A 15,759-nucleotide genomic window follows, 5' to 3' on the forward strand; every position below is an offset into this window, starting at 1 on the left:
TTGCTATTTATATTTGCGATGGCATTAAATCATACTCTATTAGTTCAGCGGGAGAGAATTGCTGGATAAGCTTTGTGCTGTATCCTGACCCACAACCAGCATCTAACACCTTTCCCCCAAAAGAGAGTTATTCTTTTCTAAAAACTCCTTGAATGTATTAAATTCAATATTTTTTTAACCAATGTCTCATCGGATTATTCATCAAATAGAACTGAAGTTTATGTAATTTCATGAAACTTCCCCTCTCATTAAAATATTCCTTTGAATATATTATAACCCCTTTTCAAAATTATTCAAACATCTGTTTGAATGATAAAATAAAAAAGAATTGGATTATTCCAATTCCCGATGTGCTATTCTCATTTAATTAAACTGCGAGGAGGAGTGCGACTGCGGGGATTGTAATCAGCGTGGCGAAACTGATACAGCTATGGAAACCGCAGACATTGCCCCTCTTGGCTGATGATTTGGAGAAACCACCCTTTACTATCGGTCAAAGCCGCAAAAACGCTAAACATTATTTTGTAAAATGTTTCATTTGCATAGGTCTTAAATTAATTGACTTGCTGCTAATCATGCCAGGTTGCTTACGTTATGGATGGCGTTTTTTTGCCTATAGCTGCAACTGTAATTGTTGTATCGAATTCTCTACAATAAACGAGACCCAATTATTAATATCTAAAAATGAAAAAGAGCTAAACCGTAGGGTTGGTTTAGCTCTTTTCAAAGTGGACTGCTATCCAAATAAATAGCATCACCAAACCGTAATTCGGATGAGAGTTACTAAATCTTTTTATTTTGGAGAGAGTTCACTTTCGGTAACCCATTTATGATTAGTTACTTCTTCACCACCGGTAGTCGGAGTAAAATCGATCATGTATACAGTAATTTTTTCAGCTGAATCAATTTCAGCTAATGCCCCTTTCATCCCTTTCATATGGTCTGCCTCTAAGGTGACCTCAGCCCCTGGTTCAAGAGTTTTGCCATCAGCATCCTCAATCTCTTCTTGGATAACCCATTTATGATTTTCCACTCTTTCTCCACCAGTTACCGGCGTATATGAAACAGCGTAAGCAACAGTATCATAAGCACCTACAATTGTTGCTACGGCACCTTTCATTCCTTTCATATGACCAGTTTCAATAATTGCTTCACTTCCTACTTCAAAGGTTGGATTTTCCGCTACTTTTAAGTTTGCCGGAACTTCACCTGAACTGGAATGGTGGTGCATCTCCATTTCCATATCTTCCTGTTTCGGTTCATTATTGACGTCTGTGTTTTTCTCATTGGTCGCGTTATTCCCACATCCACTTAAACCAATGACTACCGTGAGACCTAAAAGAAGTAAATGCTTCTTCATTTGAATACACCTCTAATTTAACATATTTATGAAAGAAGCTATTCCAAGAAACTGTTGTAGTTTCTCGGGATAGCTCCTCCAATGAAGTTTTTTCAGTTTGCTTAAGCCACCGCTTGACGGCATGCTTCGGCACATTTTCTGCAAGATTCGGCACAGCGTTTGCAATGATCCTCGTCATGTTTAGCACACTCTTCCGCGCAACGGTCGCAGACCTCTGCACAAAGTTCTAAAATCTGATTAGTAAATGGGCTGTTGCGAGTTATAGCCTGTGCAGTGAACGCACAAACATCGGCACATTCACGGTCCAATCGTATGCAATCAGCCATCATCTTAACATCTTCTGCTTTCAAGCATGCATCAAAACAAGTATTACATTCCTCTAGGCATTCTAGAATCACCTTAAGTGTTTCTGCGTATTTCGTATTCACGGTCTCACCTCCTGAGATTTTCATTCGGTGTAATTTTTCCCTTAAGGAATTATTTTAAACGGGAAGTGGGCATCTCCTTAAAAAGTCCTTATATTCATTAAATCATTTATCTAAATTGCTTTTCCCGTGCCAATAATATTCGCTTAACACATCAGCCAATGCTTCGACAGTTCGCTGTAGTTCCTCTACTGTATTATCGACTCCTCCAATTTCAACAATAAGGGAATTTGGAGAAAGATCTTGGTTATAAACTCCATTGCCTTGGCTTTTGTCCTTTTTCAATATTCCTTTTGACAAACTGGGATACTGCTTTGAAAGAACATTATGTACTTCCTCAGCAAAAGAAAGATTCTTTGCGTAATCTTCATGTCCAGTTCCCACAACGAACAATAGCCGGGCATAGTTTTCCCCATTTATTTTTATGGTGGTAGAATCTTTCCGCAATGAATCACGATGTAAGTCTAAGAAAATATCTAAATCTTTATTTTCGCCACGCGCTGTCCTAACTATTTCTCCTGAAAGCTGATAAGAACTATTATAGTCTAATCCTCGCAAACTTAGTTCTTGGACAATATCAGTTGAATCCACTTCCGTTCCTACTCCTCTTCTTTCCAATGCTTTGCCAAGCATTTCACCAACCAATGTCATATTCGCTTTTGAGTGATACGCTCCTTCCGGTTTATTTCTGTCTTTTAAATACGGTAAGAAGGATTCCCTGTTATGTGTGTGATAAATAAAAATAACATCTCTGCCGAAAGTCGAGTGTATAGAATCTTTAGGAATCATTTCGGGAGATTTCATATTCGCAAAGATAGCATCAAGATTCTTAAATGTAAGCTCACCATCTTTCAAAAGATCTTTCATGAACGGTTTGAATTCATCTCTATCTGGTTGTTGTTCTTTACTCTTCATATTTTTTTCATCTGGTGTGCTATTAATAGACATGTTGAATTCTGTAACTGGATTCGGAATACCTGAATGATTGTCTAACGTTTCCATCTCAAAGTTTGAAAAAGAAGAGTCACTTCCAGACACGGGATTTTCTTTGTTTTCATCTTTCCGAATATATAAAGCAAGCATAGAAACGATTAGTAACCAAATAAAAAATAATACAATTGCAAAATATAAAAGAACAGCGAGCAAGGACTTTTTCTTTTTCTTTTTCTTTTTCTTCTTATTCTTTGAATATGGCTTGATTTTTGGAAGCATTATTTGGCCTACCTTTAGATAGAATGAAATTTTTTCCTTAGAAGAATTCCAAAACAGCCAGTGTGAACCACTACACACTGGCTGTTACTGCTTTCTAACGCAATTAAATAGATTGATCTTTATTCGACTTTTACTTGTCCCATCATACCATTGTCTTCATGTTCGAGAATATGACAATGGAACATATAAACACCCTTATGATTAAATTGTATAGCTATTTTTACCGTCTCATCTGGTTGAATCGCAATACTGTCTTTCCATCCCCGCTCATTTTCAGGCGGTGCTTCTCCATTCCTGGAAATTATTTTAAATTGCGTTCCGTGGATGTGAAATGGATGAATCATACCGCCCATATCGTCCGGCTTATTGTAAATTTCCCAGACTTCCTTAACCCCTTGCTGTTGTGTGAAGTCAATTCTCTCCGGATCGTACTTCTTTCCATTTATCGTTACCATATCCATCATCCCAAAGAGTTCCATCTTCTTTGTGACTGGCAGATCCATTTCTTCCTCTGTTAATGATATATCATTCATTACTCCTGGAATCTTACTAATCGCTCTACTTTTATCTAAAACCTCAAATGGTAAAAGAATAGATCCATCCTCATTCGTTAACGCCAAATCCTTTTCTGTATCAAGTTGTGAAAAATCAACAATAATTTCAGCCCTCTCAGAAGGTGTCAGTGTTACTTCTTTTAAAGTGACCGGTTCATTCAAGAAGCCGCCATCTGTAGCGATTTGGACAAAAGAATCACCCGTATTCAATTTAAAAGTAAAGTTCCGCGCATTAGACCCATTTAGTAAACGGAGACGTACTTTCTCTTTGTTGACAGTCAACTTGGGATTCAACGTCCCATTGACTAATAGTGTATTGCCGATTGTTCCATCTTCATTCTTGACAGCACTGTAATTCAATTGTTTCTTATCATTAAATTTCCGATCTTGAAAAATTAAAGGAATATCATTCTCACCATAAATACTTGGCAACCCAAGGCTTTTCGAATTATCATCTTCAATATAAATCAAACCGGCAAGTCCATTGTATACCTGTTCAGATGTTTTTCCTTCGGGATGTGGATGAAACCATAATGTTGACGCTTCTTGTGTCACTTCAAATTCAATTACTTTTTCTTCTCCCGGTTCAAGTGCATCATGCGGTCCTCCATCAACGTCAGCGGGTACTTCCAGGCCGTGCCAGTGGAAAGTCGTCGCTTCATCCAACTCATTTATCGTTCTAATTTTAACTTTGTCACCTTTCTCAAAACGGAGCATTGGTCCTAAATACGACCCGTTGTATCCATACGTTTCAGTTTCAGTCCCATTGAATATTTCGGTCTTTCCTTTTTGTGCCCGAACCGTGTATACGACATCTTCACCGTCATCCTGTTCAAGCATAGTAGGGATTTTCAATTCATTTTCCCCTGTTGAGTCGTTTAACATAACTACCTCGTCATGACTCATATGCCCTTCCATCATTTCACCCATAGTGGAATGATCCATTTCCTCCATTTCATGATTCATTGTTGAATGATCCATTTCCTTCTCAGGCTGAACGTTATTACTACAACCGCTGATAACCAATATACTAATTGCCGCTGCGGCAAGTGTTATCTTGATTCCCATCACTTTTTTCCCCTCTCTATGATTATTTCTATTTTCAGCATAACAAGAACATATGAAAAAAATATGCATGCGACAGGTGTGTCTAAAATTCGTCATAATTAATGCATAGAATTTGCATAGTCTGTGGAATACGAAATAAGAAAACCCATGCCAACTCTTATAGAAGTTGGCATGGGTTCTCTTATTTAGTCTATCGTCGTGACCTTACGCTGTTGTTCTTGCTTGCGCAGCCCATACCGCGTCATACCTCGCGGCTTATAGACCGATAATATTGTGATGATGAGCAATACTAGCAGGCCGCCCCCGGCATGGAGCAATTCACCCCACATCCCTCCAAGATCAGCACTTCCCGTCCCTATCGCAACTTCAGCAAAGAAGCTCACTGTCTGCATATTCAGCAACAAGACGGCAGTCGCTAGTATAGTTAGCAGAAGTTTGAAAAGGACCCAGTAATGCCTTACTAACCCCCACTTGGTTCCCATTGACATAACAAGCCCAGTAAGTAGAGAGAAAAGAGCCAACGGGACAATAGCGAACCAACCAGTCAACTCCATCGCTATCCATACAGCTTGAACTGTCTTAGTATCTTGACTGGAGAGAGCCGCAACAACAAGTATCAGGAAACCAACTACCGCGCCGAGCCAGCCCACCGAAGAAGTGATATGCACAGTGAGTGCTAACTTGCGGAGAGCGGGTTTCATGACCATGGCTGTTCCACACTTTGCTCAACGCCGGTTGAAGACGGTAGGTGGCGACCAGGGCCGTGTTTACCACCACTGACGATCATAATAAGGACGACTAGTAACACTAGAACGATTGCGATTATCCCAGACACTTTTACCCAGCGAGGTGTATTTGAAGTCGTTTTACGGTCAGCCATATGTGTATCCTCCTCTGTTGCACATCTTTGAAAATAATTCTTTCATCTAGATTTCCTCCTTAGTATTCAAACCCAATACCAATTTAGTATAACAATGTATTATGAACGGATGATGAACAGAGAATTACCTATTTCCTGTTAGTAGACTCGTTCAAATTCAATGGTAGTGAAAAAGTAAAGGTTGTTCCTGTCCCTACTTCACTTTCCACTTTAATATCGGTTTGATGAAGATCTAATATATGCTTAACAATGGATAAGCCTAGCCCTGTGCCCGCCTTATTTGTACGAGCTGCATCAGCTTTATAAAATCTTTCCCAAATAGCTTGAATTTCTTCTTGACTGATTCCCGGTCCATAATCACGAATCGACACCACCGCCCGTTCTCCCTTGTTCAGAAACACTTTTATTGAACTATTGTAGGTGGAAAATTGTACTGCATTTTGAATTAAATTAACTATCACTTGATCTATCCGATCAGCATCGGCAAATACGTAGATATCTTGTTCTTCTCTAGATATTAACTCTACATTCAAATTTTTATTTACAAACTCAACTTCCATGCGAGCCATGACTTGGCGTACCAGCTCTGACAAATTAAAAAGTGCTGGACGAATTTCTAATTGTCCCGATTCGATTTGAGACATATCCAGAATATCATTTACAAGCTTTATCATTCGTTCAGTTTGTTCTTTAATGACGCTAAAATAATGTCGTTTTTTATCATTGGGGATTTTATCATCAAGAAATGCCGTGGCAAACCCATGAATTGAAGTGAGTGGTGAGCGTAGATCATGGGAAACATTGGCGACAAAATCCTTTCTCATCTTGTCCAAGCTGGCCAACTCATGTGTCATATGGTTGAATGTTTGTCCCAGTTCCCCCAGTTCGTCATGTGTCCTGATCTTAACGCTTTGATTAAAATCTCCTCTAGCGATTTGAAGGGCAACCCGATTCATTTCCCGAAGTGGAGCGGTAATTCTTTTAGTGATGTAATAGGTAAATAAACCTGTAATCGTTATAGAAATAATAGAAGAAGTTATTAACATGTATTTCAATTGGTTTATACCCTCAAGATTAAGGTGCATTTCAGTAAGGTTGTTCTGAAATAGCAAATATGAAGTAGTAGCAAAAATAAAATGTGACACAATTAATATGACGATATATGTGATAAACAGCTTAACAAAAATACTTTTTATTCGAATCAATGGTTGTACACCTCAAATTTATATCCGACTCCTCTTATAGTTTTCACTCTCCAGTTAGAGTTGGCATTTCCTAATTTATCTCGAATCCTTTTGATATGCACATCAACCGTTCTCGGATCCCCTTCAAAATCCAAGCTCCATATTTGGTCCAAAAGTTGCTGACGAGTAAATACTTGATTGGGATGGGTGGCGAGAAAATAAAGCACCTCCATTTCTTTAGGTGCCAAACCGATTTCCTTTTCATCATAAATTACCTTGTATTGATGAAGATTAATCTCTAACATAGGAAGCTCGATAATCTGATTAGTATCTAATATAGGATTGGCTCGCCGAAGAACCGCTTTTATCCGTGCCATTAATTCATTCGGGTCAAAAGGTTTCACCAAGTAATCATCTGTTCCAAGTTCGAAACCTTTTAACTTATCGTAGCTTTCACCTTTCCCGGTCAGCATGATAATAGGCGTTTTATCATATCTCCTTATTTCCTTGCAAACTTCCCAACCGTCCATTTCAGGCAGCATAATATCCAGGATGACCAGATCAGGTGGACTTTCATGAAACATATCTAACCCAGTTGCCCCATCGTTTGCAACGCTAACTTTATAACCACTTTTTTCTGCGTATAAATTGATCAAATCACAAATGTATGAATCATCCTCGATGACGAGAACTTTAATTGGCTTGTTCATCATCCGACCTCTCATTCTTTTACACTTTATAGTAGCATCCTTTTATGAACAGAACGTGAACACAATCGATATTAAGACAAGCAAGCAGAATGTGTTAGACGACAATCAAAGCAACCTAATATACCAAGATGGGTTCTTTTTTAGATATAAAAAGACCTATAACAACTCCAGTTAAGAGTTGGTATAGGCCTTTCATTTTTAATTCCTTATTTTCACTTTCTGTAGACGCAATGCATTCAACACCACGGAAACCGAACTGAAGGCCATCGCTGCACCCGCTACCCAAGGAGCTAATAAGCCAATTGCTGCAATCGGAATTCCAATTGTGTTGTAAATGAAAGCGAAAAATAAGTTCTCTTTTATATTTCGCATTGTTTTTCGGCTCATGATAATCGCATCTGCAACACTATTTAAATCTCCCCGCATTAAAGTGATGTCAGCAGCCTCTATCGCAATATCCGTACCGGTCCCTACTGCCATTCCTACATTTGCCATGGCAAGCGCTGGCGCGTCATTAATGCCGTCACCGACCATCGCCACCTTCTTGCCTTGTTCTTGAAGCTTTTTAATCTCTGCACTTTTCTGTTCCGGCAGCACTTCTGCAATTACGTTAGACAGGTTTACTTGACGCGCAATGGCCTCTGCAGTACGTTGATTGTCACCAGTTAGCATAATGACTTCCAGTCCTAGTTCCTGCATTCTGGCAATCGCTTCTTTTGAAGTTCCTTTTACTGTATCAGCTACTGCAACAACACCAGCAAGTTTAGTATCTACAGCTACAAGCATAGCTGTTTTCCCTTCACTTTCCAGCTCCTCCATTGAGGCTTCTGAATCCAAAGTTGCAATGTTACGCTCTCTCATCAATTTTCTTGTGCCAACTAACACTTCTCTACCATTTACTTCGGCCCGAATACCAAATCCCGGTAAAGCCTCAAAATCAGTCGTTTCAAGAAGTGTTAAACCTTTCTCCTTTACACCTTTAACAATTGCTTGTGCCAATGGATGCTCCGATTGATTTTCAGCAGTTCCAATCAATTGAAGAACTTCCTCTTCATCAAACCCATCGGCGACCAGAATATCTGTTAGTGCAGGTTCGCCTTTTGTGACGGTTCCTGTTTTATCTAATACGACTGTGTCAATTGATTGTGTGTTCTCCAGATGTTCTCCGCCTTTAAAGAGAAGGCCCATTTCAGCAGCCCTACCAGAACCTGCCATGATAGAAGTCGGTGTTGCCAATCCAAGTGCACATGGGCAAGCAATGACCAAAATCGAAATGGTCGGGATAAGCGCTGAGCGGAAATCACCCGGTGTCACCGCAAAATACCAAATAAAGAAAGTGACAATTGCAATGACAACAACGATAGGCACGAAAACTCCAGAAATTCGGTCAGCCAATCGCTGAATATCCGCCTTAGACCCTTGTGCCTCTTCAACCACTTTGACGATTTGTGCTAAAGCTGTATCTATTCCCACTTTTGTTGCTTTGATTTGCAACGAACCATTCTTATTAATCGTTGCACCAATTACAACGTCGCCCGCAACTTTATCAATCGGTATACTTTCGCCCGTTATCATCGATTCATCGATTGCAGATCGTCCTTCAATAATTTCCCCATCCACCGGAATCTTTTCACCCGGTTTGACTAGGATTATATCTCCTGCCACCACTTCTTCAATTGGGATTTCTTGTTCGGTGTTATTTCTTAGAACTCGGGCTGTTTTAGCCTGCAAACCAAGTAGCTTTTGAATAGCTTGACTCGTTTTCCCTTTTGCACGAACTTCAAATAACTTACCAAGTACAATTAAAGTGATAATGACAGCTGAAGCTTCAAAATAGAGTTCCGGATGCCCGACACTACCTGTACTCATCCATTCGATTGACAAATAGAGACTGTAGAAGTACGCTGCGCTCGTACCCAGTGCAACCAAGACGTCCATGTTGGCACTTTTATTTCGTAAAGCATTGAAAGCACCTCTATAAAATTGGGCACCAACATAAAATTGAACCGGCGTTGCAAGCGCAAGCTGTACCCACGGATTCATTAGAACGTTAGGCAAATAAATAAATAACAAAAATTCAAAATGAGCTACCATCGTCCATAATAAAGGAGCCGTCAGAATCAGCGAAATAATGAACTTCCTCTGCTGCCTCTTGATTTCTTGTTCTTTATGATCCATTTTGTTTTGCCCATCTTGCTTCGGAATCAATTCATAGCCCAATTTCTTAACAGCAGTAATCATGTCAGAAGTTTGAACCTGTTTACTGTCATATTCAACTGCAATTGTTTCTAGCGCAAAGTTGACGTTAGCATTAGCTACCCCATCCATCTTGCTGATTCTTTTTTCTATCTTTGTCGCGCAAGCCGCGCAGGTCATGCCCGAAATATCAAAAGAGGCTTTTTCTTGAACGACACTGTAGCCGAGCTTTTCAACCCTTTCCTTAAACTCATTGACATTCGTTTTCTCTGGGTCATAGACGATTGTTGAACGTTCCAATGCAAAGTTCACATTTGCTCGTTCAACGCCTTCTATTTTCGAAAGCCCCTTTTCAATTCGGTTGGCGCATGCTGCACAAGTCATTCCTTGGATTTGCAACGTTTTTTCTTTATTTGTCATTTTTTATCACTCCAATACATAGAGGGGGTATATTGAGATTAAAAAGAAAGACCATACCAGATGGTACGATCTTACCCGCCGCCTTCTACCCCCGAGTGGTATAACCGGAAGATTGTTTGTCGATTCAATTTACGTAAGTACGATACCCGAGATTAGGCGATGTCATACCCTTGCTCTTCAATCGTTTCCTTAATTTGATCCAATGTTGTTTGCCCGCTGTCAAACTCTACAGAAACTTCACCACTGCTAAGATTCACCTTTACGGCAGAAACGCCTGTAAGATTCCCAACGCTTTCCTCAATAGAATTGACGCAATGATTACATGACATCCCTTGAACTTTCAATGTTTCATTCATTTTGACGACCTCCTAATCAGTTATTACTTTAAATTTACTATACCCCCGCATGGTATGTCAACTGTTAAATAAAAAAATTCAGAGCTCTTTATTTCGTCATTGTTTTCATGACTTCCATCAATTCCTTAATGGAATTTTCACCATCTTGCCCTTTTATCGCATTTGCTACACAGTGATGAGTGTGATCTTCCAGCAAAGCGAGAGAAACCTTATTCATCGCTGATTGAATAGCACTGATTTGGTGTAAAATATCCACACAGTAACGGTCGTTTTCAACCATTTGATGAACCCCCCTCACTTGCCCTTCAATGCGTTTCAAACGGTTAAGAAGCTGCTGCTTATTTGGTTGAACAGTAGATTTATTTGTTTCCTGCATTCTTCTCCCCCCCCGACTAGTATTCATACCCCTTACCCCTTACCCCTATTATAACTCTTTACTTCGTTAAGTTCCATTGCAAATTAACGACGGTTTCATTTGATATGCCCAAGTAAAGCTTCGTTTCCAACCCGTTTTACAAACTTGTGAAATTGTTCCCGCTTTTTTCCCTGTCTGCCGTATAAGTCAATTAATTGTTCAACAACTGAATACAATTCTTCCGGAGAAAGCTTATCCTTGAATAAATGTCCGACTGAAGCATCGTTTCCTTTAGATTTTCCACCGATATACAGACTATAAGTATCCCTTGTCTTCATAACACCAATATCATTCATGAGCGGCTCTCCACAACCAACTGGACAACCCGTATAAGCAGTTCTTAACGTGACAGGAACTGGAGTTCCTGCTATTCTATTGTTCAATTCAATCGCAACAGGCATTCCTTCTTCTTCAGAGCCTTTGCAAAAGTTACACGTTCGTAAACTTTTAACATAATTCCCGACTGGATAACAATGAAGTCCAGCTTCTTTAAACTCTGCAATGATCTCTTCTTTTTTCTCTTCAAGTATTTCAACGTATAATTGTTGAAAGGTAGTTAACTCCAATTCCTCTTCGTCTCCTAAATGTTTAGCCAATACCATTAGCTGTTTTGCAGTGAGCTTAGCCCCATAATTGATGCCACCATTTACAGCGATCTTTATTTTACTATCCTTCATGATTTACTCCTTTGAATTCTATATTTGCATTTATTCAAATGTTAGTTGCAATATCATTATTACTGATAGTCCTAATATAAAGCAAATCTAAGTCATTAAAAATACGCCCATCCTTATTCCGAGATGGGCGCAATTTCAGCTATGATTTGATACCTTAAGTTTCCAAAAATTGCTCTGTTGCTACAGCTGAGAAGTGACTATTGGTATATCTATATAATTGGATTGAACTTGCACTTCCCCAGAGAACGCATATCCTTTTCACCAAATGCAAAATGTACTTTCTTTTAGAAAAAAAATCCTTAAACCTCATTATTACTAAGAACTTTACTCTTGTAATACGGTAGAAATCGCTTTCGCTAAAACAGAAATTGATCGATTTATTTCTTCTTCTGTATTATCTATACCTCCAAGCTCAATAAGAACCATATTTTGATCCAAGTCCTGATTATAGACACCGTCTACATGCTCTCCTCTTTTACCAAAAATCCCACGCGAAATACCCGGCACCAATTTATCTAATTGAGCAGACAACTGCTCGGCGTATTCTTTGTTTTTGTGGAAATTTGGATTATTTTCTCCTAAAACGAAATATATTTTTCCATACGTCTGGTTATTATAAGTAAGTGTCGTTGTCTTCCTTTTAGCGGAATCCCTATGAAGGTCAATGATTAAATCATACTCATTTTCCTTGATTTGTTTTTCAACAAAAGGACGTACCACGTGATAAGCCTCGCGGAATGCACTATTCTGCTTTTCCATTTCTTCCATTGTATCAATAGCAAGAAATTCCGTTTGAATATCGTTTAGATCAAAATGATTTTTTATTGTATCTTCGAACGCCATAATATTTGAAGCGGGATGATAGACGGCTGTAAGATTTTCCTTGTTTTGCACTATAGGTTGGAAGGCTTCATATGAATGTGTGAAAAACACTAGGGCTTTTGAAGGTTTTTGTTGTAAATGAGGAACGTCGGATTCTGACAGATTTTCCGCATACACTATTAGACTTTTTTTTATCGGCTCTGCTTTGGTTATTTGTAAAGGTATTGAAGAATAATTTATGACAATTATTGGAGATAAAAATAGTGCTAATATGAAAACTGAATATATTTTAGCTTCTATTCTCATTTTATTCCCCTCCGAATATAATTCTATGTATCTAATCAACAGAATAGAATTGTAGAACTGTATTTGGAAAAGGTAATACTATGGAACATATTGAGTAGAAATTCGATTGCCATAAGGTGTTAAAGTTGACCGTATAGTGTGGAGCATAGCTTCCCACTCTCTTATGCAAAATCATCTATAATCTTTATAATAAATAATAAGGCACCCATCTATACTACAAGATGGGTGCCATTACTATGAGTTGGTACCTTTATCTTCCGGAAATTGCGCTGTATACTGCAGCTGAGAATTCTGCGCGTGTCGCTTCTTTTGCGATGCTAAAGTTTTTAGATTGAAACACTGTTGTCTGATCCAATGTCTTAAGTGCATGAATTGACTCTGAGGCCCAGTGATTAGATGGTACATCATTATAATTTGACGCGACTTGCACATTGCCAGCTATTTTTTCTTGAAGATCAAACGCTCTATCTACGATTGCCGCAAGATGCGCACGTGTAAGTTTGTCGTTAATACCAAAATCACCAGTTGCATAACCTTGAAGGATTCCCGCTTCATTCAAAGCCGCAATGTCGGCTGCATATTGGTGATCAGGCGCAACGTCCGTAAATGTCACTTCGGTGGTTGCCTTTAATTTGAGCTCACGATTTATCATTGCTGCTGCTTGACCTCGTGTAATTGTCTTTTCAGGTTTGAATGTGGAATCTTCATAGCCCTTTATGACGCCGATTGCGTTTAGTGCAATAATTGCCTCAACAGCAGGATGTTCTACAGAAAGATCACTAAATACTTCACTCATCTTTTCATCTGATTTTACTTGCACAGGGTCAAAAGCTACTTTGGTGATATTTGCCACGCGTTTAGCACCGGCATACTTCGGAGCCCAATAAGGATCTGTTTTTAAATTTGCCTTAAGAACACCACGGCTCTTGGCTGAGATAAATTCGTTATCCCCTAAATAGATTCCAGTGTGTGAAATCCCTTTTTTATACGTATTTTTAAAAAACACAAGATCCCCAGGCATCAGATCTTCTTTACTAATGGAAGTTCCTACTTTAAACTGGTCTGCCGATGTTCTTGGTAAATTGATGTTAAACTCGTTAAAGACGTACCGTATATATCCCGAACAGTCAAAGCCTTTGGGAGTTGTACCTCCAAATTTATACGGCGTACCATAAAACTTTGCGGCATAGGATGCTATATCATTAGAACTTGCGCTGACTTTATTTAGAGTCATAAATTGTATAGTGCTCATAAGAAACACTGCCATAACTAATTGATAAACTCGTATTCTCATTTTCCACCCCAACTGTATTATTATCTATCTATTTGTTCTATCCTGTTTATAGGTAAACTTTAGCACAAAGAATATGAATTCCGCTTTACAGTATCATGACATTAACATTACTAAACTTAGGATTTTTTAAGGAGATTATTTGAAGAGCACATCAAAAAACGCTTAGATATATTCATCTAAGCGTTTTCGTTATATAGATTATCACATTTATTGAGAGCTTCTAATTAAGATTCTCAACAAGTTCATTTATCATCTTTTCATCCATAGGTCCAAGTATCTTTTGACTAATAACTCCATCCGTGCCAATTACGTACGTGGTCGGAATGGTTATGATATTATACAAATCCAATACATCCCCATCATTATCCAGTAGGATAGGAAAAGTTAGTCCGTACTCCTTGACAAACTTCTCAATACTTTTCTTCCCTCCTCTCTCTTCGGAGGTCATATTAACTGCAATGATTTCCACATTTGCAGCATCCTTCTTATTCTTATAATAATTTTGCATATGGGGCATTTCTACCTTGCATGGGCCACACCATGACGCCCAGAAGTTAAGAATAACTATTTTCCCTTTATAATCAGTTAGCTTCACTTTTTCACCCGAAAGCGTAGGAAGCTCAAAATTCGGTGGTGCTTTTCCTTTTTCAAGTCCTGATTCATCATCTATTACCGATGTTACATACACGGCTTGAACTGTATCGATCGGCTCAGTTATTTCTGTATTTGACTTGACCATTTTAACCATAAATCCACTGATAATTAGTACTGCTATAACAATACCTACGGTCCATTTAATCACATTCATCCCTTCTGATAAGTGCTAGCTTACAATGAATTGACCAATCATACCAAATTCTTTATGCCCTGGAATAGTACAATAAAATTCATAAACTCCTGATTCAGTAGGTGTAAATGTAAGAGTTTCAGTACTTTTTGGTGAGGCATGGAGATGTATTACATTGCTTCCTGTTTCATGATTATGATGTGATTCATTATTATTTGGAAGGGACGGAACTTTAATTTCAATATCATGCTCTATATTATCAAGGTTTTTGAGTGTCAAGGTGACCTCCCTGTCTTTCTCAACAATAATTTTATTATTTGAGTACTTCATATCAATAGAATCTACAACAATAATTTGTCTTTCTTTATTAATTTTTTCGGTTGGATTAGATGTTGCTGAATGATGACTATTAAATGATGACGATTCCCCTAGCATTCTATTTTTCTCCGCGATGGAATTGCCACCAATTAAGTAAACAGCAACTAATGTTGAGATCACCAAAGGTTTTAATAACCACTTTTTTGTGTGCACCTTTGCATTTCGAGGAGTTTTCACAATAGCTATAATAAAAATAGTGCTGACTGATAAAAACAAGAAAATCTGAACCAAACTTATAGACTGGTCTTCACGAATCATCTCTCCAACCATCGCCCCCATCATACCGCCCATTAATCCAGCCATAAATCCCTCTAATACAGAGAGGACTCCAAAACGCAGGCCACATAACGAGCCAGCTAACACTCCAATGGCTATTGAGATGATTGTTGATAGGAATAGATCCCCTTGATAAGTTACACCTAGTAGAATACCCGCAGTCAAGCCCACGTTCATGCCATAGAACATTGAAATGATCATGCCTTGCATAGTCCCTAATACTTTTTTCAATCTACCAGCCCAGATAACAACTATGAACGTTAAAAAACCAAGTGAACCTAGCACAAATAACTGAAAATCCCCCATTGATCTCCCACCTTTAATGTCAAATAATCTAATTTCATTCTACGGCTATATACCTTATAAGGGTATGTTGCGAAACTGAACTACATGATTAATCTACAGTCAGAATTCACACTTCCATGATAAATTCCAAAAA

The 15,759-nt window shown here is 38.6% G+C and carries 16 protein-coding genes; all 16 read right to left on the reverse strand.

Annotated elements, in window-relative coordinates; all coding sequences use genetic code 11:
* Positions 1–793: 793 nt before the first annotated feature.
* Entirely contained in the window at positions 794–1,360 is a 567-nt protein-coding gene (locus OC538_RS02765; protein WP_262173181.1) for a YdhK family protein, read from the reverse strand.
* Positions 1,361–1,461: 101 nt separating this feature from the next.
* Positions 1,462–1,788: a four-helix bundle copper-binding protein gene (locus OC538_RS02770; RefSeq protein WP_262173182.1), complete on the reverse strand. Its 327-nt coding sequence runs from the start codon at positions 1,786–1,788 to the stop codon at positions 1,462–1,464.
* Positions 1,789–1,890: 102 nt separating this feature from the next.
* Positions 1,891–2,997: a stage II sporulation protein P gene (locus OC538_RS02775; RefSeq protein ID WP_262173183.1), complete on the reverse strand. Its 1,107-nt coding sequence runs from the start codon at positions 2,995–2,997 to the stop codon at positions 1,891–1,893.
* Between the two features lie 119 nt (positions 2,998–3,116).
* A complete protein-coding gene (locus tag OC538_RS02780) occupies positions 3,117–4,619 on the reverse strand; it encodes a multicopper oxidase domain-containing protein (protein ID WP_262173184.1) in 1,503 nt (500 codons plus the stop codon).
* Positions 4,620–4,804: 185 nt separating this feature from the next.
* Positions 4,805–5,326: a DUF2269 domain-containing protein gene (locus OC538_RS02785; RefSeq protein WP_262173185.1), complete on the reverse strand. Its 522-nt coding sequence runs from the start codon at positions 5,324–5,326 to the stop codon at positions 4,805–4,807.
* Positions 5,317–5,499: a hypothetical protein gene (locus OC538_RS02790; RefSeq protein ID WP_251700461.1), complete on the reverse strand. Its 183-nt coding sequence runs from the start codon at positions 5,497–5,499 to the stop codon at positions 5,317–5,319. Before OC538_RS02790 ends, OC538_RS02785 begins: the two co-directional genes overlap by 10 nt.
* Before the next feature lie 128 nt (positions 5,500–5,627).
* Entirely contained in the window at positions 5,628–6,704 is a 1,077-nt protein-coding gene (locus OC538_RS02795) for a sensor histidine kinase (protein ID WP_262173186.1), read from the reverse strand.
* Entirely contained in the window at positions 6,701–7,393 is a 693-nt protein-coding gene (locus OC538_RS02800) for a response regulator transcription factor (protein WP_262173187.1), read from the reverse strand. Before OC538_RS02800 ends, OC538_RS02795 begins: the two co-directional genes overlap by 4 nt.
* Positions 7,394–7,591: 198 nt before the next feature.
* Entirely contained in the window at positions 7,592–10,009 is a 2,418-nt protein-coding gene (locus tag OC538_RS02805; RefSeq protein WP_262173188.1) for a heavy metal translocating P-type ATPase, read from the reverse strand.
* A gap of 152 nt (positions 10,010–10,161) precedes the next feature.
* Positions 10,162–10,365: a copper chaperone CopZ gene (gene copZ, locus OC538_RS02810; protein ID WP_262173190.1), complete on the reverse strand. Its 204-nt coding sequence runs from the start codon at positions 10,363–10,365 to the stop codon at positions 10,162–10,164.
* An 88-nt stretch (positions 10,366–10,453) separates the two neighbouring features.
* Positions 10,454–10,741 carry a metal-sensitive transcriptional regulator gene (locus OC538_RS02815; RefSeq protein ID WP_262173191.1) on the reverse strand — a complete coding sequence of 96 codons (288 nt, stop codon included), beginning with the start codon at positions 10,739–10,741 and terminating at the stop codon, positions 10,454–10,456.
* Positions 10,742–10,836: 95 nt separating this feature from the next.
* Positions 10,837–11,457: a nitrite reductase gene (locus OC538_RS02820; RefSeq protein WP_262173192.1), complete on the reverse strand. Its 621-nt coding sequence runs from the start codon at positions 11,455–11,457 to the stop codon at positions 10,837–10,839.
* Positions 11,458–11,781: 324 nt separating this feature from the next.
* A complete protein-coding gene (spoIIP, locus tag OC538_RS02825) occupies positions 11,782–12,585 on the reverse strand; it encodes a stage II sporulation protein P (protein ID WP_262173193.1) in 804 nt (267 codons plus the stop codon).
* Between the two features lie 250 nt (positions 12,586–12,835).
* Entirely contained in the window at positions 12,836–13,879 is a 1,044-nt protein-coding gene (locus OC538_RS02830; RefSeq protein WP_262173195.1) for a C40 family peptidase, read from the reverse strand.
* A gap of 220 nt (positions 13,880–14,099) precedes the next feature.
* Positions 14,100–14,681 (reverse strand): redoxin domain-containing protein, encoded by a 582-nt coding sequence (locus tag OC538_RS02835; protein ID WP_262173196.1) that lies wholly within the window; start codon positions 14,679–14,681, stop codon positions 14,100–14,102.
* A gap of 21 nt (positions 14,682–14,702) precedes the next feature.
* Positions 14,703–15,626: a plastocyanin/azurin family copper-binding protein gene (locus OC538_RS02840; RefSeq protein ID WP_262173197.1), complete on the reverse strand. Its 924-nt coding sequence runs from the start codon at positions 15,624–15,626 to the stop codon at positions 14,703–14,705.
* Positions 15,627–15,759 lie beyond the last annotated feature (133 nt).

This window comes from Saccharococcus sp. Marseille-Q5394 (assembly GCF_946901335.1).
GTDB lineage: Bacteria > Bacillota > Bacilli > Bacillales_A > Planococcaceae > Sporosarcina > Sporosarcina luteola_C.

Excerpts from the sequence above, each read along its gene's own strand:
- OC538_RS02765 (WP_262173181.1), bottom strand. The coding sequence starts at position 1,360 with ATGAAGAAGCATTTACTTCTTTTAGGTCTCACGGTAGTCATTGGTTTA.
- OC538_RS02775 (WP_262173183.1), bottom strand. The coding sequence starts at position 2,997 with ATGCTTCCAAAAATCAAGCCATATTCAAAGAATAAGAAGAAAAAGAAA.
- OC538_RS02780 (WP_262173184.1), bottom strand. The coding sequence starts at position 4,619 with ATGGGAATCAAGATAACACTTGCCGCAGCGGCAATTAGTATATTGGTT.
- OC538_RS02785 (WP_262173185.1), bottom strand. The coding sequence starts at position 5,326 with ATGGTCATGAAACCCGCTCTCCGCAAGTTAGCACTCACTGTGCATATC.
- OC538_RS02790 (WP_251700461.1), bottom strand. The coding sequence starts at position 5,499 with ATGGCTGACCGTAAAACGACTTCAAATACACCTCGCTGGGTAAAAGTG.
- OC538_RS02800 (WP_262173187.1), bottom strand. The coding sequence starts at position 7,393 with ATGAACAAGCCAATTAAAGTTCTCGTCATCGAGGATGATTCATACATT.
- OC538_RS02805 (WP_262173188.1), bottom strand. The coding sequence starts at position 10,009 with ATGACAAATAAAGAAAAAACGTTGCAAATCCAAGGAATGACTTGTGCA.
- copZ (WP_262173190.1), bottom strand. The coding sequence starts at position 10,365 with ATGAATGAAACATTGAAAGTTCAAGGGATGTCATGTAATCATTGCGTC.
- OC538_RS02815 (WP_262173191.1), bottom strand. The coding sequence starts at position 10,741 with ATGCAGGAAACAAATAAATCTACTGTTCAACCAAATAAGCAGCAGCTT.
- OC538_RS02820 (WP_262173192.1), bottom strand. The coding sequence starts at position 11,457 with ATGAAGGATAGTAAAATAAAGATCGCTGTAAATGGTGGCATCAATTAT.
- spoIIP (WP_262173193.1), bottom strand. The coding sequence starts at position 12,585 with ATGAGAATAGAAGCTAAAATATATTCAGTTTTCATATTAGCACTATTT.
- OC538_RS02830 (WP_262173195.1), bottom strand. The coding sequence starts at position 13,879 with ATGAGAATACGAGTTTATCAATTAGTTATGGCAGTGTTTCTTATGAGC.
- OC538_RS02840 (WP_262173197.1), bottom strand. The coding sequence starts at position 15,626 with ATGGGGGATTTTCAGTTATTTGTGCTAGGTTCACTTGGTTTTTTAACG.